General features: G+C 67.1%; 24 protein-coding genes and 2 riboswitches. Of the genes, 16 read left to right on the top strand and 8 right to left on the bottom strand.

Translation table 11 applies throughout. The annotated features are described in order from the left end of the window. The first annotated feature begins 878 nt into the window (after window positions 1-878). The 3 genes from DL1_RS18900 to cobJ are packed head-to-tail and all read left to right on the top strand — an operon-like array spanning window position 879 to window position 2,969. Window positions 879-1,508 carry a precorrin-8X methylmutase gene (locus tag DL1_RS18900; protein ID WP_038069420.1) on the top strand — a complete coding sequence of 210 codons (630 nt, stop codon included), beginning with the start codon at window positions 879-881 and terminating at the stop codon, window positions 1,506-1,508. Window positions 1,509-1,515: 7 nt separating this feature from the next. After that, entirely contained in the window at window positions 1,516-2,229 is a 714-nt protein-coding gene (locus DL1_RS18905) for a precorrin-2 C(20)-methyltransferase (protein ID WP_038069388.1), read from the top strand. Next, the gene (gene cobJ, locus DL1_RS18910) at window positions 2,226-2,969 is read left to right on the top strand and encodes a precorrin-3B C(17)-methyltransferase (protein WP_038069390.1); all 744 of its coding nucleotides are present in this window, start codon (window positions 2,226-2,228) and stop codon (window positions 2,967-2,969) included. The genes DL1_RS18905 and cobJ overlap by 4 nt, the downstream gene beginning before the upstream one ends. Here cobJ and DL1_RS18915 read toward each other — a convergent pair. Next, window positions 2,939-3,694, bottom strand: coding sequence for a cobalt-precorrin-6A reductase (locus DL1_RS18915; RefSeq protein WP_038069393.1), 756 nt, complete (start codon window positions 3,692-3,694; stop codon window positions 2,939-2,941). The two genes, cobJ and DL1_RS18915, sit on opposite strands and share 31 nt — an antisense overlap. Here DL1_RS18915 and DL1_RS18920 point away from each other — a divergent pair. From DL1_RS18920 to DL1_RS18970, 11 genes are all read left to right on the top strand, one after another. Continuing rightward, a complete protein-coding gene (locus DL1_RS18920; protein WP_038069395.1) occupies window positions 3,693-4,880 on the top strand; it encodes a bifunctional cobalt-precorrin-7 (C(5))-methyltransferase/cobalt-precorrin-6B (C(15))-methyltransferase in 1,188 nt (395 codons plus the stop codon). The two genes, DL1_RS18915 and DL1_RS18920, sit on opposite strands and share 2 nt — an antisense overlap. Further along, entirely contained in the window at window positions 4,877-5,251 is a 375-nt protein-coding gene (locus DL1_RS18925) for a cobalamin biosynthesis protein (RefSeq protein ID WP_038069396.1), read from the top strand. Before DL1_RS18920 ends, DL1_RS18925 begins: the two co-directional genes overlap by 4 nt. Continuing rightward, window positions 5,248-6,033, top strand: coding sequence for a precorrin-4 C(11)-methyltransferase (cobM, locus tag DL1_RS18930; RefSeq protein WP_038069397.1), 786 nt, complete (start codon window positions 5,248-5,250; stop codon window positions 6,031-6,033). The genes DL1_RS18925 and cobM overlap by 4 nt, the downstream gene beginning before the upstream one ends. After that, window positions 6,030-7,343 (top strand): cobyrinic acid a,c-diamide synthase CobB, encoded by a 1,314-nt coding sequence (locus tag DL1_RS18935; RefSeq protein ID WP_038069398.1) that lies wholly within the window; start codon window positions 6,030-6,032, stop codon window positions 7,341-7,343. The genes cobM and DL1_RS18935 overlap by 4 nt, the downstream gene beginning before the upstream one ends. Continuing rightward, a complete protein-coding gene (gene cobA, locus DL1_RS18940; RefSeq protein WP_038069399.1) occupies window positions 7,340-8,080 on the top strand; it encodes a uroporphyrinogen-III C-methyltransferase in 741 nt (246 codons plus the stop codon). The genes DL1_RS18935 and cobA overlap by 4 nt, the downstream gene beginning before the upstream one ends. Further along, window positions 8,077-8,832 carry a precorrin-6A synthase (deacetylating) gene (cobF, locus tag DL1_RS18945; RefSeq protein WP_038069402.1) on the top strand — a complete coding sequence of 252 codons (756 nt, stop codon included), beginning with the start codon at window positions 8,077-8,079 and terminating at the stop codon, window positions 8,830-8,832. Before cobA ends, cobF begins: the two co-directional genes overlap by 4 nt. 20 nt (window positions 8,833-8,852) lie before the next feature. After that, a riboswitch (cobalamin riboswitch) is annotated at window positions 8,853-9,069 on the top strand. A gap of 152 nt (window positions 9,070-9,221) precedes the next feature. After that, window positions 9,222-10,019, top strand: coding sequence for a DUF4198 domain-containing protein (locus DL1_RS18950; protein WP_038069404.1), 798 nt, complete (start codon window positions 9,222-9,224; stop codon window positions 10,017-10,019). A 16-nt stretch (window positions 10,020-10,035) separates the two neighbouring features. Continuing rightward, window positions 10,036-10,653, top strand: a complete 618-nt coding sequence (gene cbiM, locus DL1_RS18955) for a cobalt transporter CbiM (RefSeq protein ID WP_038069405.1) — start codon at window positions 10,036-10,038, stop codon at window positions 10,651-10,653. Beyond that, window positions 10,650-11,279: a hypothetical protein gene (locus tag DL1_RS18960; protein ID WP_038069406.1), complete on the top strand. Its 630-nt coding sequence runs from the start codon at window positions 10,650-10,652 to the stop codon at window positions 11,277-11,279. Before cbiM ends, DL1_RS18960 begins: the two co-directional genes overlap by 4 nt. Window position 11,280: 1 nt before the next feature. Next, the gene (cbiQ, locus tag DL1_RS18965; RefSeq protein WP_038069409.1) at window positions 11,281-12,066 is read left to right on the top strand and encodes a cobalt ECF transporter T component CbiQ; all 786 of its coding nucleotides are present in this window, start codon (window positions 11,281-11,283) and stop codon (window positions 12,064-12,066) included. Beyond that, window positions 12,053-12,706 (top strand): energy-coupling factor ABC transporter ATP-binding protein, encoded by a 654-nt coding sequence (locus DL1_RS18970; RefSeq protein WP_038069412.1) that lies wholly within the window; start codon window positions 12,053-12,055, stop codon window positions 12,704-12,706. The genes cbiQ and DL1_RS18970 overlap by 14 nt, the downstream gene beginning before the upstream one ends. A gap of 6 nt (window positions 12,707-12,712) precedes the next feature. Here the strand turns inward: DL1_RS18970 and DL1_RS18975 are convergent, their stop codons facing one another. The 6 genes from DL1_RS18975 to DL1_RS19000 all read right to left on the bottom strand — a co-directional run bounded on the left by DL1_RS18975 (window position 12,713) and on the right by DL1_RS19000 (window position 19,895). Next, a complete protein-coding gene (locus DL1_RS18975) occupies window positions 12,713-13,723 on the bottom strand; it encodes a HoxN/HupN/NixA family nickel/cobalt transporter (RefSeq protein ID WP_211250646.1) in 1,011 nt (336 codons plus the stop codon). A gap of 153 nt (window positions 13,724-13,876) precedes the next feature. After that, a riboswitch (cobalamin riboswitch) is annotated at window positions 13,877-14,077 on the bottom strand. A 68-nt stretch (window positions 14,078-14,145) separates the two neighbouring features. Further along, window positions 14,146-14,976 (bottom strand): carbohydrate ABC transporter permease, encoded by an 831-nt coding sequence (locus tag DL1_RS18980; protein ID WP_038069414.1) that lies wholly within the window; start codon window positions 14,974-14,976, stop codon window positions 14,146-14,148. Continuing rightward, window positions 14,973-15,857: a carbohydrate ABC transporter permease gene (locus DL1_RS18985; protein ID WP_038069415.1), complete on the bottom strand. Its 885-nt coding sequence runs from the start codon at window positions 15,855-15,857 to the stop codon at window positions 14,973-14,975. The genes DL1_RS18980 and DL1_RS18985 overlap by 4 nt, the downstream gene beginning before the upstream one ends. Continuing rightward, entirely contained in the window at window positions 15,854-17,158 is a 1,305-nt protein-coding gene (locus DL1_RS18990) for an extracellular solute-binding protein (RefSeq protein ID WP_038069417.1), read from the bottom strand. The genes DL1_RS18985 and DL1_RS18990 overlap by 4 nt, the downstream gene beginning before the upstream one ends. After that, complete coding sequence (locus DL1_RS18995) at window positions 17,155-18,297, bottom strand: ABC transporter ATP-binding protein (protein ID WP_051693691.1); 1,143 nt, start codon at window positions 18,295-18,297, stop codon at window positions 17,155-17,157. The genes DL1_RS18990 and DL1_RS18995 overlap by 4 nt, the downstream gene beginning before the upstream one ends. Next, window positions 18,297-19,895 carry an LTA synthase family protein gene (locus tag DL1_RS19000; protein WP_051693692.1) on the bottom strand — a complete coding sequence of 533 codons (1,599 nt, stop codon included), beginning with the start codon at window positions 19,893-19,895 and terminating at the stop codon, window positions 18,297-18,299. Before DL1_RS19000 ends, DL1_RS18995 begins: the two co-directional genes overlap by 1 nt. Between DL1_RS19000 and DL1_RS19005 the strand changes: the two genes are divergently transcribed. Beyond that, window positions 19,889-20,809, top strand: coding sequence for a lysylphosphatidylglycerol synthase transmembrane domain-containing protein (locus DL1_RS19005; RefSeq protein WP_143081696.1), 921 nt, complete (start codon window positions 19,889-19,891; stop codon window positions 20,807-20,809). The genes DL1_RS19000 and DL1_RS19005 overlap by 7 nt on opposite strands. Here the strand turns inward: DL1_RS19005 and DL1_RS19010 are convergent. Next, entirely contained in the window at window positions 20,776-21,543 is a 768-nt protein-coding gene (locus DL1_RS19010) for a CDP-alcohol phosphatidyltransferase family protein (protein ID WP_051693694.1), read from the bottom strand. The two genes, DL1_RS19005 and DL1_RS19010, sit on opposite strands and share 34 nt — an antisense overlap. A 77-nt stretch (window positions 21,544-21,620) precedes the next feature. Here DL1_RS19010 and DL1_RS19015 point away from each other — a divergent pair, with 77 nt between their 5' ends. Beyond that, complete coding sequence (locus DL1_RS19015) at window positions 21,621-22,379, top strand: FkbM family methyltransferase (RefSeq protein ID WP_038069419.1); 759 nt, start codon at window positions 21,621-21,623, stop codon at window positions 22,377-22,379. Window positions 22,380-22,508: the final 129 nt, after the last annotated feature.

A 22,508-nucleotide genomic window follows, 5' to 3' on the forward strand; every position in this document is an offset into this window, starting at 1 on the left:
GCAATATCGCGCTCGAGCCGTTCTGGCGCATGGGCGATGAGAGCGCGCGAATTGCAGCCGAGTTGCACGCGGTGCTCTCAGATCCCGGCGCGCCTGCTTTGTCGGGGAAGTTCGGCTTTGCGGTGGATTGCGGCACGGCCCCGATCCTGCCAGGCACCGCCGCCGATATCCGCATCGAGCGGGTGCAGGGCGGACTGATCTGTCGCGCCGACGGGGTCGAGGCCGGGCGCGCGGTCACCGCCGAGACCGCCGCGGCAGAGGCGCTCGCTCTGGCCCGGTGGTTCGTGCAAAGCGGCGGTGTGCAGGACAATCGTGGTCGCATGGCGCGCCATCTGGGCGCAGGCGCGCAGCTCCCACGCGGCTGGCAGAGCGTGTCGCGCATGCCTGCGCAGCCCACCCCAAAGCCCGGCCCTTGTCCAAGCGGGATGCTGGTCGCGCTCGAATTTGGGCAGCTGTCGAGTGACACGCTGGATGCACTGGCAGAGCTGGGCGCGCTGCGGCTGACACCGTGGCGGATGTTGCTGCTTGAGAATGCCACGGAGGTGCCCGACCTGCCCGGTCTGATCACCGATCCCGACGATCCGCGCCTGCGCATCGATACCTGCCACGGCGCGCCGGGCTGCCTGCAGGGGCTGGCGCCTACGCGCGCTTTGGCCCGTGCGCTCGCCAAGCACCTGCCCGCAGGCGCGCATCTGCACGTCTCGGGCTGTGCCAAGGGCTGCGCCCATCCCGGCCCCGCCGATCTGACCCTCGTGGCGCGCGACACCGACCGTTTCGATCTGATCCGCAACGGTCGGGCTGGCGATCCCCCCGACCTGCGCGATCTGACCCGCACGACGCTTCTCACCCCTCAGGCCTTTTCAACGAAAGACCCCGGCATGACCCATATCTACGAAACAAACGGCCCCCGAATCTATGCCGAGAGCTTTGCCACGATCCGCGCCGAGGCCGATCTGGAGCGCTTCACCCCCGAGCAAGAGCCCATTGCGGTGCGCATGATCCATGCCTCGGGCTTGGTCGCGCTGGCCTCCGACATCGAGATGACGCCCGATTTCGTCGCAGCCGGTCGGGCGGCACTTGAGGCCGGAGCCCCGATCTTTTGCGACGCACGGATGGTGTCAGAGGGGATCACCCGCGCCCGGCTGCCTGCGCAAAACGAGGTGATCTGCACCCTGCATGACACCCGCGTGCCCCGTCTTGCCGAAGAGATGAGCAATACCCGCTCGGCCGCCGCATTAGAGCTGTGGCGCGAGCGGCTCGGCGGTGCAGTGGTCGCGATCGGCAATGCACCGACCGCACTCTTTCACCTGCTCAACATGTTGCAAGACCCCGACTGCCCGCGCCCGGCGGCGATCATCGGCTGCCCGGTGGGCTTTGTGGGGGCGGCGGAATCCAAGGCCGCGCTGATCGGCGCGCCGCCTGTGCCCGCGCTTGTCGTCACCGGGCGACTGGGCGGCTCGGCGATCACGGTTGCCGCGCTCAATGCGCTCGCGAGCCGGAAGGAGTAAGTCGAGCATGGGAAAAATCATCTGCGTCGGACTTGGACCGGGCGACCCGGAACTGATGAGCCTGCGTGCCGCGCGCCATCTCAGTGTCGCGCGCCATATCGCTTATTTCTGCAAACGGGGCGCGCGCGGTCAGGCGCGCACCATCGTCGATGGGATGATCCCCACGGGCGCGGTCGAATATCCGATGGACTATCCCGTCACGACCGAAATCCCGCTGGGCGATCCACGCTATAACGCGCTCTTGCAGACGTTCTACGACGACTGGACCGAGCGGCTGGCCGCGATCACGAAGACCGATGACGTGGTGGTTCTTTGCGAGGGCGACCCTTTCTTCTACGGCTCCTTCATGCATCTGCATGCGCGGCTTCAGGCCCGTGTCGAGATCGAGATCGTGCCGGGGATCACCGGGATGTCGGGCTGTTGGACGCAGACGGGCATGCCGATCACGTGGGGCGATGATGTGCTCACCGTTTTGATGGCCACCCTGCCCGAGGAGGAACTGCGCCGCCGGATCGCGGATACCGATGCGCTGGTGGTGATGAAGATCGGGCGCAATCTCGACAAGCTCAAGCGAGCTCTGGAGGCCGAAGGCAAGCTGGAACAGACATGGCTGATCGAACGGGGCACGATGGCGGGCCAAAAGATCGGACCGCTGAGCGAGGCCACGGATGTGCCCTATTTCTCGATCGCCGTAATCCATGGTCAGGGGCGGCGGCCATGAGCGGCTGGCTGCGCGTGGCGGGGCTCGGCCCCGGCGATCCCGCCCTTGTGACGCCCGAGGTCGCACAGGCCCTTGAGCAGGCAACCGATATCGTGGGCTATGGCCCCTATGTCACGCGGATCGCCGCGCGTCCGGGCCGGGCCTTGCATGCCAGTGACAACCGGGTCGAATGCGAGCGCGCGGCCCATGCGCTGGCGCTGGCGGCCGCGGGGGGGCGCGTCGTCGTGGTCTCCTCGGGCGATCCGGGGGTGTTTGCGATGGCGGCGGCCCTCTTTGAGGCGCTTGAAGCCGGTCCCCCCGACTGGTGCGATCTCGACATCGCCATTCTGCCCGGCATCACCGCGATGCTGGCGGCCAGCGCACGGCTCGGCGCACCTCTGGGCCATGATTTCTGCGCCATCAACCTGAGCTGCAACCTCAAGCCTTGGGACGTGCTCGAACATCGGCTGCGGATGGCGGCGCGCGGCGATTTCGCGATGGCATTCTACAATCCCCGCTCGCGCGCGCGGCCCGATGACTTCGCCCGCGTGCTTGCGATCCTGCGCGCCGAATGCGGCCCCGAGCGACTGATCTCATTCGCGCGCGATGTCAGCAAACCCGGCGAGGCGCTGCGCACCGTGACGCTGGCCGAGGCCACGCCCGAGATGGCCGATATGCGCACCATCGTCCTCCTTGGCAATTCGCAGACCCGACGCGTCGGGCGTTTCGTCTATTCGCCGCGCTCGGTGGAGGCCCCATGATCGAGCCATCCCAGCACCTCCTGCACACTGCCGCAGATCCGGCGCGCGGGCAGCTTGGGTCGGTCAATCACGATCACCGGCAGGCCCAGCGCGCGCGCCGCCGCCATCTTGGAATAGGCCCCCGATCCGCCCGCATTCTTGGCCACGACCAGATCGATCCGATGCTCGCGCAGCAGATCGAGATCGGCGCTTTCGGTGAACGGACCGCGCGCGATCACCGCCTCTGCGCGCGGCAGCGGCAACGGGTCCTGCGGCGGATCGACAAGGCGCAGAAGGTAGAAATGCTCCGGGCGCTGCGCAAAAATCCCGAGGGTTTGGCGCCCGGTGGCCAGAAACACCCGCGCGGGATTGCGTGGCAGGGCCACGCATGCAGCCTCCAGATCGCGCGTATGGGTCCAGCGGTCCCCGGCCTCGGCGCGCCACGCCGGACGTTCATAGGCGCAAAGCGCCACCCCCGCTTTCGCGCAGGCCGCGACGGCATTCTGGCTCATCTGGGCGGCAAAGGGATGGGTGGCGTCGATCACATGGGTGATGGCTTCGGCGTGCAGATATCGCTGCAAGCCCGCGATCCCGCCAAAGCCACCCACCCGCATTGGCAGCGGCTGGGCTTTGGGCGTCTCGGTGCGCCCGGCATAGGAGAACACCGCATCATCGCCACGCAGAGCCAAGGCGCGGGCCAATTCGCTGGCCTCGCTGGTGCCGCCAAGAAGAAGGATGCGCGCCATGGATGATCCTTGGTTGAGCGTGATCGGTCTGGGCGAAGATGGCCTGAACGGGCTGACAGGCGCAAGCCGTGCGGCGCTGGAGCGTGCAGAGGTCGTGTTCGGCGGGCCGCGCCATCTGGCTTTGGCTGAGATCGGCGCGCGCGGGCGGCCATGGCCGGTGCCCTTCTCGACAGAGCCAGTGCTGGCCCTGCGCGGTCAACGCGTCGCGGTGCTGGCCTCGGGCGATCCGTTCTGGTTCGGCGCGGGCGGCTCGCTCAGTGCCGATCTCGCACCCGGCGAGTGGCGCGCATTTCCCGCGCCCTCAACAGCGGCGCTTGCGGCGTCCCGGTTGGGCTGGCGGCTTGAGGAGATCTGCGTCATCGGCCTGCATGCCGCCCCGTTTGCGCGGCTGGTGCCGGTGCTTAGCCGCGGCGCGCGGATGATCTGCCTGCTGCGCGACGCAGCCGCCCCGCAAGCGCTGGCGCATTGGCTCACGGCGCAGGGGTTTGGCGCCTCGCGGCTTTGGCTGCTGCAAGCGCTTGGCGGTCCGCGCGAGCGCATCGCCGAGACCCGGGCCGAGGCGTTCGAGGCCTCCGATTGCGAAACTCCCGTGGCCGTAGCCATTGAGGCTTTTGGCGCTGTGGGGCTCTCAGCGGTGCCGGGGCGGTCGGATGCGCTTTTTGCCTCGGATGGGCAGATCACCAAGGCACCGATCCGGGCGCTGACGCTCGCGGCCCTCGCCCCGCGCGCCAATGAGCGGCTGTGGGATCTGGGCGCGGGCTCGGGCGCGATCTCGGTCGAATGGGCGCTCGCAGCGCCCGGCTGTCGCGCCGAGGCGGTGGAGCCCCGCGCGGATCGCTGCGCCAATATTGCGCGCAATGCCGAAGACTTCGGGCTATCGCATCGCATCACCCCCCACCAAGCTTCCGCTCCCGAAGCGTTGGCGGCCCTGCCCAAGCCCGATGCGGTCTTTCTGGGCGGCGGGGCCAATCCGGCGGTGCTGCGCGTCCTTTGGGCGCGGCTGCCGATCGGCACGCGGCTGGTGGCCAATGCGGTCACGCTTGAGACCGAGGCGCTGCTGGTGGCGCAACACGCGCAGCTGGGCGGGCAATTGCTGCGCATCGACATCGCGCAGGCCAGCCCGCTGGGCCGGATGCGCGGCTGGACGCCCGCACGCCCGATCACCCAATGGAGCGTGACGCGATGACTGTGGCGGGGAATGTGGCGGGCATCGGATTTCGCAGTGCCGCACCTTTGGCGTCGCTGATCGGGCTGATCGAGGCGCTGGAGGCCCCCATCGCGGCCCTCGCCACGACACAGGACAAAGCCGATCAACCGCAGGCGCGCGCCCTTGCCCGCGCCTTGGGGCTGCCGCTTCTGGCGATCGCGCCAGAGCGGATCGCAGCCCAGAGTACGCACACCCGCTCGGCGCGCGTGATCGCGCGGATCGGGGCGGGATCGCTGGCCGAGGCAGCGGCGCTGGCCGCATGCGGCCCCGGCGCGCGGCTGCTGATCGCCCGGCGGATCTCACCCGACCGGATGGCCAGCGCCGCCCTAGCAACAGGAGACGAGACATGACGGTTCACTTCATCGGCGCAGGCCCCGGCGCGCCCGACCTGATCACCCTGCGCGGGCGCGACCTGATCGCGTCCTGCCCGGTCTGCCTCTATGCGGGCTCGCTGATCCCCGAGGCGCTGCTGGCCCATTGCCCGCCCGGCGCGCATATCGTCAACACGGCGCCGCTCTCGCTTGATGAGATCATCGCCGAGATCCGCACGGCGCATGCGGCGGGCCATGACGTCGCGCGGCTGCATTCGGGCGATCTGTCGGTCTGGTCGGCGATGGGCGAGCAGTTGCGCCGGTTGCGTGCAGAGGGCATCCCCTTTGACGTCACCCCCGGCGTGCCTGCGGTCGCCGCCGCTGCCGCCGCCCTTGAGGCTGAGCTGACCTTGCCGGGCGTGGCGCAATCGCTGGTGCTCACCCGGACCTCGGGGCGCGCAACCGCGATGCCGCCCCATGAGACGCTGGAGAATTTCGCCACCACCCGTGCGACGCTTGCCATTCATCTCTCGGTGCATCTGCTCGACGAGGTGGTCGCGCGGCTCACGCCTGCCTATGGGCCAGATTGCCCGGTCGCGGTGGTCTGGCGCGCAAGCTGGCCCGATCAGACGGTGTTGCGCGCCACGCTATCGAGCGTGATCGCGGCCAGCGGCGGGGCACGCGGGCGCACCGCACTCATTCTTGTGGGCCCGGCCCTCGCCTCAGAGGATTTCGACGAAAGCTGCCTTTACGCGGGCGATTACGACCGCAGGTTTCGCCCCAATGGCACGGCCCCGCGCTTTCCGGAGGCTAAGACATGAGCCTGCCGCCCGGCCTTTTGATCGCAGCGCCCGCCTCTGGGACCGGGAAAACCACGCTGATGCTGGGTCTGTTGCGCGCGCTCACGGATCGCGGCCTGAGGGTGCAGCCCTTCAAGAGCGGGCCGGATTACATCGATCCCGGCTTTCATCAGGCGGCCTCCGGGCAGCGCTCGTTCAATCTCGACAGCTGGGCCATGCCCGAGGCGGTGCTGGGCCAGATGGTGCAGGTCGCGCAAGGCGCCGATCTGGTGCTGGCGGAAGGTTCGATGGGGCTCTTTGACGGGGTCGCCCGGCCCGGCGAATGCGGCACCGGATCGAGCGCTGAGATGGCGCAGATGATGGGCTGGCCGGTGGTGCTGATCCTTGACGCCTCGGGACAGGCGCAGTCGGCGGCCGCCGTCGCGCAGGGTTTTGCGCGTTTCCAGCCCGGGCTCGATGTGGCGGGGGTCGTGCTCAACCGCGTGGCCTCCCCGCGCCACGAGGCGCTGTTACGCGCGGGCATGGACAAAGCCGGGTTGCCGGTTCTGGGCGTGCTGCCGCGCAGACCCGATCTGGAGATGCCCGAGCGCCATCTGGGCCTTGTGCAGGCCAGCGAGCACGCCTCGATTGAAGCGATGATGGCCGAGGCCGGGCGGTTCATCGCCGCCCATGTCGATCTGGATGCGGTGATCGCAGCGGCCCGCCCTACCCGTGCCCCCAAGGGGACCGCCCGCGCGCTCACGCCGCCGGGGCAGCGGATCGCGCTGGCGAAGGATGCGGCCTTCTCGTTTCTCTATCCGCATCTGGTCGCGGGCTGGCGCGCGGCGGGTGCCGAGATCCTGCCCTTCTCGCCGCTCGCCGATCAGCCGCCACCGCCCAGCGCCGATATCTGCTGGCTACCGGGTGGCTATCCCGAGCTACATGCGGGCACATTGGCCGCAGCCGCACGGTTTCAGGCGGGCTTGCGCGATTTTGCCACCACCCGCCCCGTGCATGGCGAATGCGGCGGCTACATGGCGATGGGCCGCGCGCTGATCGACAAGGCGGGCACGCGGCACGAAATGGCGGGGCTGTTGGGCCTCGTGACCTCGTATGAGACCCGCAAGATGCATCTGGGCTATCGCCACGCCAAGCTGCACCACCCGGTGATCGGGCTGGGCCATACGGCGGGGCTGCGCGGGCATGAGTTTCACTACTCCACCATTCTTGAGCAGCCTGACGCGCCGCTGGCCACCGTCCTTGACGCCAATGGCGCTGTGGTGGCTGAGACCGGCTCACGCCGGGGGCTGGCGCATGGCACATTCTTTCACCTGATCTCGGAGGCCACATGAGCGGCTTTGTCAGTTTCGTCTCTTCGGGTCCGGGCGATCCAGAACTGTTGACGCTCAAGGCGGTTGACCGGATCAAGCGCGCCGATGCGATCCTTTATGACGATCTCTCGGCAGGCCCGATCCTTGAGCTGGCGCGCCCCGAGGCCGATCTCGTGGGGGTGGGAAAACGCGCGGGCCGCCCCTCGCCTAGGCAAGATCACGTGAGCCGTCTGCTGGTGGATTACGCAGCCACCGGGGGCCGGGTCGTGCGGCTGAAATCGGGCGATGCGGGGATCTTTGGGCGGCTCGAAGAAGAGGTTATCGCGCTGCGCGCCGCAGGCGTGCCCCATGAGGTCATCCCGGGGGTCTCGGCGGCCTCGGCGGCGGCGGCGGCCTGCGATCTGTCGCTCACCCGTCGCCTGACCGCGCGACGGGTGCAATTCGTGACCGGCCACGACGTGACAGGCGCGCTGCCCGAGGGGCTCAATATGGCGGCGCTGGCCGATCCGGCGGTGGTCACGGCGGTCTATATGGGGCGGCGCACCTTCGCGGAATTTGCCGAGCGATTGATCGCATTCGGCCTCTCGCCCGAGACGCCCGCGCTTCTGGCAGAAGGCGTGTCGACGCCCGGGCAAAGCCTGCAATTCAGCGATATTGCGACGCTGCGCGACCGCCTGCGCGCCGCCCCGCCCGGTCTCGATCCCGCGCTCATCCTGTATGGGCCGCTGGGAGAGCCCGGCCCGGAGGTGATCCGATGATCACGCTTTCGCTGATCGGGATCGGGGCGGGCAACCCCGGACATCTGACCTTGCAGGCCATCGACGCGATGCGGGCCGCCGATGTGATCCTGATCCCTCGCAAGGGGCCGGAAAAGGACGATCTGGCGGGGCTGCGCCGGGCAATCTGCGAGGCGCATCTGGGCATGGAGGCGCGGCTTGTCGAGTTCGATCTCCCCCAGCGCGATGCGGCCAATCCCGATTACCGCGCGGGGGTCGATGACTGGCATGATGCGGTGGCGCGCTGTTGGGAGGCGGCCCTGCGCGCGGCCCTGCCCAAAGGCGGGCATGCGGGATTTCTGGTTTGGGGGGACCCTGCGCTCTACGACAGCACGATGCGGATCGCGGAGCGGCTTGAGACGCGGATGGAGATCCGCCGCGAGGTGATCGCGGGGGTGAGCGCGATCTCGGCGCTCACCGCAGGTCATGGGGTGCCGCTCAACACGATCGGGGGGCCGGTCACGATCACCACCGGGCGCAATCTGCGCGCCCATGGCTGGCCCGAGGGCGCAGAGACTCTCGTGGTCATGCTAGATGGCAACTGCGCCTTCCAAGAGATTGACCCGAAAGGGATTTACATCTGGTGGTCGGCCTATGCGGGCATGGCGCAAGAGATCCGTCTGGCCGGGCCGCTGGACGAGATCGGCGCGCAGATCGCGCGCACCCGGCAGGCAGCGCGGGCGCGTCACGGCTGGATCATGGATATCTATCTGATGCGGCGCGTTTGCAGTTGACTTGGCCGGGCTCACTCTGGCAACACAAAGGCGTGTTCGGTCCCGGAGCGCCCCTGCCAAAGGGTGTGACGGGCGAAAAAGGGAATACGGTGCGGCGCGCAAGGTGCCAAATCCGTGGCTGCCCCCGCAACTGTGAGCGGTGAGCGACGCTGATCGATGCCACTGGGACAAATCCCGGGAAGGCCAGCCAAGCTACGACCCGTGAGCCAGGAGACCTGCCGCACACATGCGCCCGATTGATCGGGCCATCTGAAACCGGACGCCGGGGTGCGCGTCTGGCCCGGAGTGGTCAGGCCCATGCGTGCCAATACCCCGTTCCGAGCCAACTCCCCGTCTGTCTTCAATGCTGTCGCGCGCCCGGTTGGGCGTGCCATGACCTGAGAGACGACATGAAAAACCTGACTTCCCTTTGCGCCGCGGGCGCGCTTTCGATCTGCCTCGCGCCGAACCTCGCGCAGGCGCATTTCCAGCTGGTCTACACGCCCGAGACGATGGTCGAAAAACCGGGCGACGTGCCCGTGGGGCTGATCTTCTGGCATCCGTTCGAGAATGGGCATGCGATGGACATGCCCCGCCCCGAGCAGGTCTTTGCGCTCTCTCATGGCCGCAGGATCGATCTCGGCCCCAGCCTGAGCGAAGCCACCTTCAAAGGCGCGCAGAACGAGGCCGTCGCCTGGCGAGCCTCGGTGCCGGTGCGCAAGATGGGCGATTATGTGCTCGTGACGGTCGCTGCGCCCTATTACGAGCAAAGCGAGGATCTCTATATCCAGCAATTCGCCAAGAGCTATCTCAATCTGGGACAACTGCCGAGCGATTGGGCCGATCCTGTGGGGCTGGCAACCGAAATCGTGCCGCTCGACAAACCTTATAACATTCCCGCAGGTGGCACCTTTACCGGGCGTGTGCTCTCGCAGGGCAAGCCTGTGGTGGGCGCCGAGATCGAGGTGGAATATCTCGCAGCCACGCCCGACCTGGAGAGCTTTTCCGCCGGTCCCGCCACGACAGAACCTCTGCCCGGCGGTGCCCTCGTCGTGACCTCGGATGAGAACGGCTATTTCACCTACGGGGTCCCGCGTGCGGGCGTCTGGGGCTTTGCCGCGCTGGGCACCGGGCCTGCGCGCACGCATGAGGGCAAGGCGCTCAGTCAGGATGCGGTGATCTGGATCCGCGCCTGGGACATGAAATGAGCGCGGGAGAGCTGGCATGCATATTGTAGATGGCGCGCTCTCGGCCCCGGTTTTGATCGGGGGCGCGGTGCTCAGCGCGGGTGGAATCACGCTCGGGCTGAAGCGCCTCACGCTTGAGACGATCCCGGCGGCAGGTATCCTGTCGGCGGCCTTCTTCGTGGCCTCGTTGGTGCATGTGCCCATCGGGCCGTCTTCGGTGCACCTGATCCTCAACGGGCTGGCGGGGCTCGTGTTGGGCTGGGCCGCCTTCCCCGCGCTTGCCGTGGCGCTGCTGTTGCAGGCGGTGTTTTTCGGCTTTGGCGGGCTGACGGTGCTCGGGGTGAACACGCTCGACATCGCCCTGCCCGCCGTGCTCGCAGGCGCGATCTTCCGCCCGCTGATCGCGCGGGCAAGCGGTGTGACAGTGATGTTTTGGGGCGGGCTTGGCGGGGCCTTCGCGATTGCCGCGACCACGCTTTGCGTGGCGCTTGCGCTGGGTCTGTCGGGCGATGCGTTCTGGCCCGCAGCCAAGCTGGTCTTTGTGGCCCATATCCCGATCATGATGATCGAAGGGGTGCTGTCGGCTGCCGCCATCGCCCTGATCGTACAGGTCCGGCCTGATCTTTTCAGCACGCTCCGGGGAGAACCGGCATGATACGCAACACGGTTTTCACGATTTTTCTAGCGCTGGGATGCGGGCTGGCGGCGCCCGCGCTGGCCCATAAGGTTTTGGCCTCGGCCTATCCCTCGGGCACAGTAATCGAGGGGCAAATCGGCTTTTCCAACGGCGATATGGCCAAAGATGCCAAGGTCGAGGTGCAGGGTCCCGATGGCGCGCCGCTGGGCGAGACGGTGACCGATGAACAGGGCAGCTTTACCTTCACGCCCTCCCAGCCGGTGGCGCATGTCTTCAAGGCCGATCTGGGCGCGGGCCATCTGGCGCAGTTCACCCTGCCGGCCGAGGATGTCGCACAGGTGCTCGCGCTTCAGGGCGATCCCGGCGCAAAGCCCTCCGCTCCGCCGCCGGGTGGCGTGGCCCTCACCGGAGGCGCCATGCCCAGCGAGACACCTGGACCTGCAAGCGGGGCCATGACGCTCAGCCGGGCCGACGAGTTGGCCATCGCCAAGCTGGTGCGCGACGAGATCCGGCCTCTGACCCGCGAGATCGCCGCCTATAAGGAGCACAATGGGCTGCAAACCATCCTTGGTGGGATCGGCTATATCGTCGGGCTTTTCGGGATCGGCTTTTACGTCGCCGCCAGACGCAGGATGGGCGGCTGAGATGGCCCATGTCCTTGATCCGGCGCAGCGGGCGCTTGACGATCCGTGCCCGCCCGCGCTGATTGCGCGCCGCGACCCCCGGCTGCGGATCGTGCTGGCGGGGCTTTTTGCCTGCGTCACCGTCTGCCTGAGCGATTTCGCAGCCCTTGGCGGGGCGCTGGCGCTGGCGGTACTGGCGCTGACGCTCTCGGGTCTGCCCCCGAGGCGCACCCTGCGGCGGATGGCGGGGATGGATGGGTTCATCCTAGCGATGCTGATCTTGTTGCCCTTCAGCGTGCCGGGCAGCCCGCTGATCACGGTTTGGGGCTTCACCGCGAGCCGCGAGGGGCTGGCGCAGGCGGTACAGATCGCGCTGCGCGCCAATGCGGTGATCTTGATGGCGATGGCGATGGTGGGATCGATGGAGGCGGCCCGGCTGGGCTCGGCCCTGCATGCGCTCTATCTGCCAGAGCGGCTGGTGCAGCTTTTGATGTTTACCACCCGCTATATCGAGGTGCTGCGCGAGGAATATCTGAGACTGCGCGTCTCGATGCGCTGCCGGGGCTTCAAGCCCGGCACCAATCTGCACAGCTATCGCAGCTTTGGCCATCTGCTGGGGATGATGCTGGTGCGTGCGCTCGAGCGCTCCGAGCGGGTGCTGGGCGCGATGAAATGCCGGGGCTTCGACGGGCGGTTGCGCGTGCTCGACACCTACGCGCTGAGCGCGCGCGACCTTGTGTTCGGCGCGATTGGCGTGGGGCTGATGCTGACCCTGATCGGAGTGCAACTGCGCCATGGCTTTGCTTGATCTGCAAGATATCGATTTTGCCTATGCCGGTCAGCCACCCGTGCTGCGCGGCGCCTCTTTGCAGATGCGCGCGGGCGAGCGGCTGGCAATCTCGGGTGACAATGGGGCGGGAAAGTCGACGCTGCTGCGCCTGATCGTGGGGCTGTTGCGCCCGACGCGCGGCACGGTCACGGCTTTTGGCAGGCCGCGCCTGCACGAGCGTGATTTCCACGAGGTCCGCAGACGCGCGGGCTATGTCTTTCAAGATCCCGACGACCAGCTGTTCTGCCCCACCGTCGCCGAGGACATCGCGTTTGGGCCGCTCAATCTAGGGCTGGGGCGCGCGCAAGCCAGCGAGATCGTGACACGGGTGCTCGACCAGTTGGGGATCGCGCCTTTGCGCGCGCGCATCACCCACCACCTGTCGGGCGGCGAGAAACGTCTGGTGAGCCTTGCCTGCGTGCTTGCGATGGAGCCTGACATTTTGCTCCTCGATGAGCCGACCAACGCGCTGGATACAACCAACGTCGAACGGCTCACCGAGATCTTGCAGGGCCTGCCGCAAGCCATCGTGCTTGTCACCCACGATCCGCAGTTTCGCACCCGGATCGCGCCGGGCGGACTGCGGATCGAGGATGGGCGGCTGATCGATGCGTCCTAGCCCGTGTCATTTGACGGCGCGGACAGGCTCCAGCCGATCATAGCCCTTGAGACGGTAGATCGCGAAGGACAGCGCCCATGCGAGCACGAAGACCGCGATGATCACAAAGCCCAGATCGTTGAAATTCGCGTTGAGCCCGCCGATCAGCGTCCAAGGTGCGCCCGCCAGCCCCAGCTTGTCGGACAATAGCCCCAGTGCCTCGATCCCGCCGATCAACACCGCCACGATCACCGCCACAAGCGTGATGCACAGGTTGTAATAGAGCTTACGCACCGGCTTGACAAAGGCCCAGTCATAGACCCCCAGCATCATGATCCCGTCGGTCGTGTCGACCAGCGCCATTCCGGCGGCAAAGAGGGCGGGAAAGACCAGCACCGCGCCGATCGAGATCCCGCTGCTCGCCTGATGGGCCGAGATCCCCAGCAGGCTGACCTCGGTGGCGGTGTCAAAGCCCAGCCCGAACAGAAACCCCAGCGGGAACATCCAAAGCGGGTTCGATACCATTTTGAAGGCCGGTCGGAAGATCCGCGCCAGAAAACCGTGATCTCCCAGCCCGACCTCAAGCTCTTGCGCGACATAGGGCACGCCCCGCCGCACCCGCGAAAATGCCCGCCAGGTGACGCGCAGGATCGAGATATTCATCGCCGCGATCACGAACAGAAACAGCGCCGAGACCAGCGTCGAGACGGTCCCGCCGATGGCGCGCCAATTCGCGAATTCCTCGCGTTGCAGCGCGATGGCAGTGCTTGCCACCAAAGCCGCCACGATCAGGACGATCGTGGAATGTCCCAGCGCGAAGAACAGGCCGACGCTGACCGGGCGCTTGCCCTCCTGCATCATCTTGCGGGTGATATTGTCGATCGCCGCGATATGATCGGCATCGACCGCGTGGCGCAGCCCGAAGCCCCAAGCCAGAAGGCTCGTGCCAAGCAGCAGCGGCTGGCCGTGAAAGGCGATGAAGGCCCAGCCCCAAGCGCCAAGGTTGAGCACGGCGAGCAACGCGTAGATCGCGATCACGCGCCGACCTAGCCCGGAGATGGGACGAGAGAGAGAAATGCTGTGAAAAGTCATGAGATAGAGGTCCGTGTCTGGCCGTCTTCACACCCCTCCAGAGCGGGGAGTTCTCCTCCCCACCCTCACACCGGACACACCCCGTCCCGATGCGGCTGCGCAGACCATGTCGCGATGGCAGGTCTCCTGGCTTGCGGATCTGCGCCGTGATGCGCCCGACCTTCCCGGTGTCCCAGTGGTCCTGATGGGCGCAGGCTCTCCGCCTACAGTTGCGGGGGCAGCCGCGGCTTTGGACATCTCGCGCCCGCACCGCATTCCCTATTGATCCCCGGATGGGGAACCATCGCGTCTGACACGCTAAGAGCGCGGGCGCAGGCACGCAATCGCGCGGCACTTCACGCCCGCTCACATCGGCGTCAGGCGCTGGTCTAGCCCTTGAGCGCGCCCCCTGTGAGCGCCCGCGTCAGCAGCTTTTGCAGCGCCAGAAACACCGCAATCGCTGGTAAGAGCGCGATCAGGCAGGCTGCGGCCAAAAGCTGGGTCGTGGAGGCGCTGGTCGAGCCCGCAAAGCGGTAGATCGCCACGGAAATCGGCCAGCTTTTCTCGGATCCGAGCAACACGAAGGGCACCAGAAACTGCCCCCAATTCATCACGACATTGAGCACGAAGGCCGCCGCCAGCGCCGGGGCTGCCAGCGGCAGGGTGATCAGCACCAGCGTCTCAAGGCGCGAATGCCCATCGAGCCGCGCGGCCTCTTCCAGCTCGCGCGGGATGCGCGCAAAGGCCGCGCTAAGCAGCCAGACCGTCAGCGGAATGCCAATCGCGCCATAGACCGCGATCACCGCCGCATGGCTGTCGAGCAGCCCCAGAGCGTCGAAATAGCGATAGAGCGGGATCAAGATCACCAGCGGCGAGATCATCTGCACGGCCAATATTGCCCAGAGCAGCCCCGCCCGCCCCGCGAAATCAAGCCGCGCAAAGGCCCATGCGGCGGGGGCTGCGCAGAGCGTGGCCACCGAAGCGCCGCCGACCGACAGCTTCACCCCGTTCCACAGATACTGCCCGAAGGCCGCATCCGAAAGAATCTGCACGAAATTGGCCCCGGTGGGATGGGCCGGGATGAAGGCGGCGGCCCCTTGGTAGACCTCCGCCGGCGTGCGCAGCGCCAGCGACACGAGCCAGGCCAGCGGCCCGAGAAAGAACAGCGCCACCAGCGCCAGCGCCGCATAGGTCGCGATATCGCCCCACCGGCCCGTCATCGCCGCTCCCTCAGGATCAGCGCGTAGAGGGCCGCCGCGGCAAGGCTGAGCGCTGCCAGAAGCAGTGCCAACACCGCGCCGCGCGACAGATCGAAGCCGCGAAACACCGTGTTATAGGTGTAAAGCGAGAGCACCTCGGTCGCCTGCCCCGGCCCGCCGCCCGTGAGCGCGAGGATGGAATCGAAAGTGCCCAGCGTCTGGATCGTCACCAGAACCGAGCCCGCCAAGATCGTGCCCTTGAGCTGAGGCAGCGTCACCAGCGCAAAGCGATCAAGCGCGCTCGCCCCATCGACCTTTGCGGCCTCTTGTAGTGCAGGGTCGAGCCCTTTGAGCGCTGCGTAATAGAGGATCATCGAAAAGGCCGTGCCCTGCCAGATATTAGCGATGATGGCCGAGAGCATCGCAAGCGCCGGGTCCGAAAGCCACGCCACCGGCCCCAGCCCCACCACAGCGAGCACCGCATTCAGCCCGCCGAAAGGCGCCTCGGAGAACACGATCTGCCAGATCACCCCGTTGGCGATGCCCGGCACGACCCAAGCGGCCAGCACCAGCGCGCGCAAAGCCGCCATTCCCGGCAAGCCTCGCCGATCACCGCGATGGACCAGCAGCGCGATCCCAAGCCCGAGCGCTTGCAGCAAGATGACGCTCGCGGCGGTGAAGATCCCAGTGACCCGCAAGATCCCCGGCAAGGCGGGGTCCGAGAGCACCGCCGCGAAGGCATCAAGCGAGACACGCGTGGGCGCGCGCAGAAGCGTGGCATCCGTGAACGCGAGCCGCACCGCGTCCAGCAAGGGCCACAGATAGATCGCGCCCAACACAAGAAGCGCAGGCCCAAGCCAGAGCCACGGACCCGCGCGGCTTGGATCGGCGGCTCGGCTCACAGGCGCTCATAGGCGCTTTGCGCCGCCTGCTGCGCCCGGTCGGTTGCCTCTGCGGGATCGCCGCCCGAAAGCACCGCGCCGATGGCGATCTCGATCTGATTGGCGATCTCTGGATAGATTGCCACACCCGGACGCGGGCGCCCATGTTCGAGGAATTTGGAATAGGCCAGATTGGTCGGCGTCGAGAAGACATCCGATGCCTTGTAATACGCCGTCGCGGTCGGCAAGAGCCCTTGGGCCACATTGCCCGGCCCCGCGTAGAGCTTGGCGATGGCGGCGCAGAGCTTCACCTTCTCTGGGTCATCGCTCATCGCACCGATGGTCCAGCCGCCCGCCCCTGTAGCGCCCGCATCCGCACTTGGTCCGGGCAGCTCGGATACTTCCCACGCAGCGAAATCCTCGGGCGCAAGCGTGCCGCGCAGCTGCTCATATTGCCACGAGCCGCCCACGAACATCGCGGTGCTGCCCGCAGCCGCAGCCGCGAGGAAGTCGTCGTAATTGGTGATCGAGGCCACGCGCGCGGGGCTTGCGCCCGATGTCACGAGATCCGCGTAATAGCTCAACGCCGTGATGAAAGCCGCGCGGTTCTCGCCCAGCCCGAAGACCGGCGCGCCCTCGGCGTCGACCAGATCACCGCCCGAGGCCCAGAAATTGCCCAGCCAGTCGAGCGCGGTGCCCTCCCAGCGCCCGCCCGAGAATAACAGCCCCTCATAGCCCGCCTTGGCGCTGGCAAGTCCGGCCGCCTGCGCCTGCGCCCAAGTCTGGGGCGCCTCAGGCACGACCCGAGTGTCGCGATAGAGCACCCGCAGATCGGTGAACCACCAATAGGCCAGAAGATTGCCCTGATCGTCGGTCACGGCCTTGCGCACGAAGGGGAAAAGATCGTCGATCTCGGCCTTGCTGAACGAGGCATTCATCGGCTGGAGCACCCCCGCCGCGCGGTAAGCCCCCAGCGACGAGCTGTCGATCATCGCACAATCGGGGCCGCGCCCGGCGCGCGCCTGCTCAAGCATCCGGGCCTGTTCCTGCCCGATATCATTGGTCTGCAACTGGGTGTCGATCTTCCAACCGGGGAACTGTTTGAGCATGTCGAGATAAAGCGCCTCAAACGTCGCGCGGGTCTTGGGATCTTGCGCGTAAAGATCGAACGCGGTCAGGCGGAAGCTCATGGAATTTGGCGCATCGGCAGGCCCGACGCGGCTGCGCGTGACCATATCCTCTTGCGCCCAGCTGGGAGCGGTAAGACCCGCCGTCAGGGCGGCACTCAGGGCAGTGAGGCGAAGGCTGTGGCGGATGGTCATGCAAGATCTCCTGTCATCATGGCGGGCGTGGCGGGGGGCGGCGCAAGCGCGGCCCCGGTGGCGGCGTCAAAGAGATGCGCGCGCGAAAGATCCGGGCGCAGCGCAATGTGCGCCCCTGTGAGCGGGGCGGCGCGTGGGACGGTTCGGGCGGTGGCGCGCAGCCCCGCGCCCAATGCGACATGAAGCAGCGTCTCGACGCCAAGCGCCTCAACCACCTCGACGCGCGCCTCAAGGGTCGTCCCCGGACGGGGCACAGAGCCGGGGGCCCAAAGGTGAAAATCCTCGGGGCGCAGACCCAGATCGAGCCGCTGACCCGCAAGGGGCGCAAAAGCGGCACGGCGCGGCACGGGAACCTCAAGATCAGCCCCGAACGCCTCGATCCGCGCGCCGCCTTGCGTGATCTGCGCGGGCACAATCGTCATCGCGGGCGCGCCCAGAAATTCGGCCACAAAGCGCGTGGCGGGGCGGTCGTAGATCTCCATCGGACTGCCTGCCTGCTCAATCCGACCCGCGCGCATCACGACGACCCGGTCGGCCATCGTCATTGCCTCGACCTGATCATGAGTGACGTAGATGCAGGTCGTCTCGATCACCCGCGCGAGCCGCTTGATCTCGGTGCGCATCTGGGTGCGCAGCCGCGCATCAAGGTTCGAGAGCGGCTCGTCGAACAAAAAGAGCGCCGGATCGCGCACGATGGCCCGGCCCATCGCCACCCGCTGACGCTGCCCGCCCGACAGGGCCGCAGGCTTGCGCGCCATCAGCCCGTCGAGTTCCAGCAGCCGGGCGACCTCCTCGACGCGGGACTTGCGCTCGGTGCGCGACAGGCCGCGCTTGCGCAGGCCAAAACCGAGATTGCGCGCCACGCTCATATGCGGGTAGAGCGCATAATTCTGAAACACCATCGCCACGTCGCGCGCACCGGGATCGAGATGCTGCACCGGGCGTCCGCCGAGTACGATCTCGCCCCCATCAAGCGGCTCAAGCCCCGCAATCATCCGCAATGTCGTGGATTTACCGCAGCCCGAGGGGCCGACCAGCACGACAAACTCGCCATCCGCGACGCTCAGATCAATCGCATCGACCGCCGGACGCCCGGTATCATAGCGGCGCGTCAGCCCCCGAAGATGCAGATCCGCCATCACAGCCCCTCCTGTGGGCTGGGCGCACATCCGCCCGTCGACAGGCAGCGCGCGATGAGCCCCCGCAAATCGCTCATCGGGCGTTCGGGCAGCGCATCTGCCGGGAGCATCCCGTCGCTCCATGCCCCCGAAAACCGCGCCAAAAGGGCGGGGTCGCGCGCGATCAGATGCACGGGGACCGCGGCGCTGGCATCCTCCCCCGCCACGAGCGGTGCGGGCTGGTGATCGCCCAACACCACGATCAGCGCGTCGTCGCCCGACCGCGCAATCCATTGGCCCAGCACCTCCATCGTGTAATCGAGCGCGCGGGCATAGGCGGCGCGAATGCTGTCGGGATTGGCCCAGACCTCGGAGGGCGGCGCACCGCTGCGCCGCGTGCCGTCAAAGACGCTCCCATCGCCGATCTGATCCCAAGGCAGGATCTCGGGCTGAGGCGTCCAAGGCGCATGCGAGGAGATCAGGGCGGCCTCGACCATGACGGGCCGATCGGCAGCGGCGACAAGCGCGGAGCTGCGCGCCAGCGTGAACTGATCGGGCATCGTCACCCAGTCGAAAGGCTGGCCGTGATAGCCCAGCCCCTTCGCATCCTTCATCACGTCATAGCCATACCAGCGCGCCTCGGGCCACGCCCGTGAAATGGCTGGCATCACGCCCAGCGTCTCCCAGCCCGCCGCGCGAAACATCGCGTTGAGCGAGGCCCGATCCGAGCCGATAAGCGCGTCATAGCGCGGCTGCCCGCTCACCCAAAGGCCCGACAGCGCGGTCGCGTGGGCAAGCCAGCTTTGCCCGCCCCGCGTAGGCGAGGCCATCCAAGTCGAGCGGCTCGCGAAACCCGCCTCGGTAAGCCGGTCTTGCACCGCGCTCAGACGCCCACGCGCCGCATCGCGAAAGACCGGCGCATCGAGCCAGCTTCGGCCATAGCTTTCGACGAAGATCACATAGATATCGCGACCGGCAAGCGCTGCAAAGTCGGGCGTCGGCCCGATCTCGGGGCGGCGGAGCTCTTGGACGAAACGGGTCTCCTCGTGCAAAGTTTGCGAAAAGCGGGTGGCGCGCGCACGCAGCTCCGATGTGACCGTGAACCCGGTCCGCGCGCCGGTGAGACCGGGGGCTAAGAGCCCTATGCCAAGCACAAGGGCCGCCGCGGCCGCTAAAGGTACGCGCGGCCATCGCGACAGCGCGCCCAGCCCCCGCGCACAGAGCCACAGGATCAGCGCGGCGATCAGCGCCACGAGCAGGACCGCAAAGGCGGTGACAATCGGGCCGAAACTACGCGAGGCCAGCTCCCAGCCCGAGCCGATCAGATGCGCGTCAATCACCGGATTGAAACTTCGCTGAAAGGCGAGATACATCCCAAGATCGGCCAGATGCAGCAGCGCCACGCCCCCCGCGATCAACGCCACAAGCCCCGCCAGAACCCGCGCCGCGCGCAGTGACAGAACGGCGAGACACAGCACCACCAGCGGCACTTCAAGCGGCAGATGCGCGAAGGCCTCGACACCGGCGGGCCGCGCGGGCACGATGGTCAGCGCCCACAGGATCAGCACGCCCATCAGCCCCTGCAGCACCGGCCCGGAAAGGATCCCCGAACGTGTCATATCGCCCCCTGCTCTTGCGTCTGGGCCGCATGCTCTTGCCGTTGGGCGTGCTGGCCGTCGTGTTGAGCCTGATCGATCCGGGGGCGGCATTGAGCCGGATTGCCTCGGCGCGGATCTGGCCGCTGCTGGGCGCGCTGGCTCTGGCGCAGCTTGTGATCCTCGGCTCGGCCTGGCGCTGGCAGGTGACCGTGCAGGCACTGGGGCAAGCGCTGCCGCGACGCCATGCGGTTGGCGAATATTACCTCGCGAGCCTGTTCAATATCGTGTTGCCGGGAGGTGTGGGCGGCGATGCGCTGCGGGTCTGGCGTGGCCGTCTGGCCCATGGCACCGGGCCCGCGCTGCGCGGCGTCATGATAGAGCGGTTCTCCGGTCAGGTGATGCTCGCGCTGGTGCTGCTGGCAGGCCTCGGCGGGAGCGGCGCGCGCGACGACAGCGTGGGGTTGGTGGCGGTGTTCGTCGCAGGGCTTGCCTGTCTCGGCGCGCTGCTGGTGTTCGGAGCGCGCCTGCCCGGCTCGCCGGGTCGCGCGCTTGCAGGATTTGGCGTGGATCTGCGCAGACTGGCACGCGCTGGCCGGGCGATGGGGCAGTTGCTGGCGCTGAACCTGATCGTCGTGGCCGCGCTGATCGGCAGTTTCTGGCTGTGTACACGCGCGGTCGGCACCGAGATGCCACTGAGCGCGGCGCTGATCGTGATCCCGCTTTGCCTCGCGGCCATGCTGGTGCCCGCGGGGCTTGGGGGCTTGGGACTGCGCGAGGGGGCGGCAGCTGCGCTCTGGCCGCTGGCCGGGTTTGCCGCAGATGCCGGGGTGGCAGCCTCCCTGCTGTTCGGGCTGGTGCATCTGGTGGCCGCCCTGCCTGCGCTTTATCTGCTCGCGCGCCCTCATAGCGGGGCGGACCGCCGTGCCGCGAGATAGATCAGATCGCGTGAGAACGACGCTAGAATGGCGGTGATCACAGCGCCTGTTAGCAGGGCCGAAATCCCGTAAGATACGGGAAAAAATAGCAAAAACACCGGAAGCCCCATCTGGACGACACAGACCGCTTTGCGCGCAAAGCTTGGCTCCAACGGCCGGGCGAGAAACGGCCAAAGCAGGCGTGCCAGCGAAAAGAGGTAGTAAGGCAGGCTCAGCGCCACGATTGCCAGCGGCGCGACACCCGCCTGCCACGCCGCGACCGAGAGCACCACGCTCAGGGCTGCATCCACCTCGACGTCGAAACGCGCGCCAAAGCGCGACGCGAACCCGGTGCGCCGCGCGAGCCACCCATCGACCCCGTCGAGCGCGATCACCACGATCCCGCCCAAAGCCACATCGCGGGTCGCCTCGGCGGGAAAGCGGTCAAACATCAGCGCCAATGCGCCCAGAACAAGCGTCGCCGCCGCGCGCAAGGCGGTCACGACATTGGCCGCACCAAAGCGATCATGGGGGTGAAACTCCGGCAGGCGCGCCAGCACGACGCCGCCCAAAGCGAGCCAGATCAGAGGCAAACTCGCACGGGCCGCCGCAGGCAGATCGGTGATCAGCAGGACCGCCACAGCCACCGCCACACATAGAAACAACCAGCTCACCGCCCCGCCAAAACGCGCGCCAGCAAGCGCCGTCTGGCGCGCCTGCGCGGGTTTGAGGCTGAGAGGGTCGATGCGTGTCATTGCGCCAGTATCGTGTAAACTCACATTTACGCAACTCTCGACCAGAGGCAAATTTCGACCGTCAGAAAGGCACATAGATGGCAATATCTCCGTCGTCACGTGCGAAAGCGCGGGCCGGTCTCGCAAAGTCGTTAGCGGTCTATTACCGCGATACGACGCGCCGTGCCCGGATGGATCATTTGCACGCGCAATTCGTGCCGCGCGGCGGGCTATGCTTTGATATTGGCGCGCATGTCGGCGATCGCACCGCAAGCTTTGCGTCTCTCGGCGCGCGGGTGGTGGCGCTCGAGCCCCAGCCCCGGATGTATCGCGCGCTGCGGCTGATCCACCGAAATACGCCGGGCGTAAGGCTGCTCAATCAGGCGGTGGGCGCGCGGGAGGGCCGAATGGTGTTGCATCTCAATACCGCAAACCCGACCGTGGCGAGCCTGTCAGAGGCTTTCGTGCAGGCCGCAGCCAGTACCGATGGCTGGCGGCAGGAGCGCTGGGATGCGCAGATCGAAGTCGAGGTCACAACGCTGGATGCGCTGATCGCGGAATATGGCAAGCCTGATTTCGTCAAGATTGACGTGGAGGGCTTCGAGGCAGACGTGTTCGAGGGCCTGTCATCCGCCCTGCCCGCGCTGAGCTTCGAATTTACGACGCTTCAGCGAGACGTCGCGCGAAGCGGTCTCGCGCGCCTCGCCCAACTTGGAAGGTACATATGCAATCTCAGCCTTGGAGAAACCCATCGGCTGGAGCTTGCGCAGTGGATCTCGTCTGAAAAGATGGCCGCCCATATCGACGCGCTACCCGATGCGGTCAATTCCGGGGATATTTTCGTGCGGCGGGCTTGAAGCGAAAGCCCAACTCCACCTCGGAACGAGGAAGAGCGCCCTGTTTTGGGCGTTTGTGGTTTTGAGTATTTTTGAGTTTGGATCGTTTTGAGAGATGGTTTTTCCTTGCTTCTTACTAGGTTTGGCGGT

The organism is Thioclava dalianensis (genome assembly GCF_000715505.1).
Classification (GTDB): domain Bacteria; phylum Pseudomonadota; class Alphaproteobacteria; order Rhodobacterales; family Rhodobacteraceae; genus Thioclava; species Thioclava dalianensis.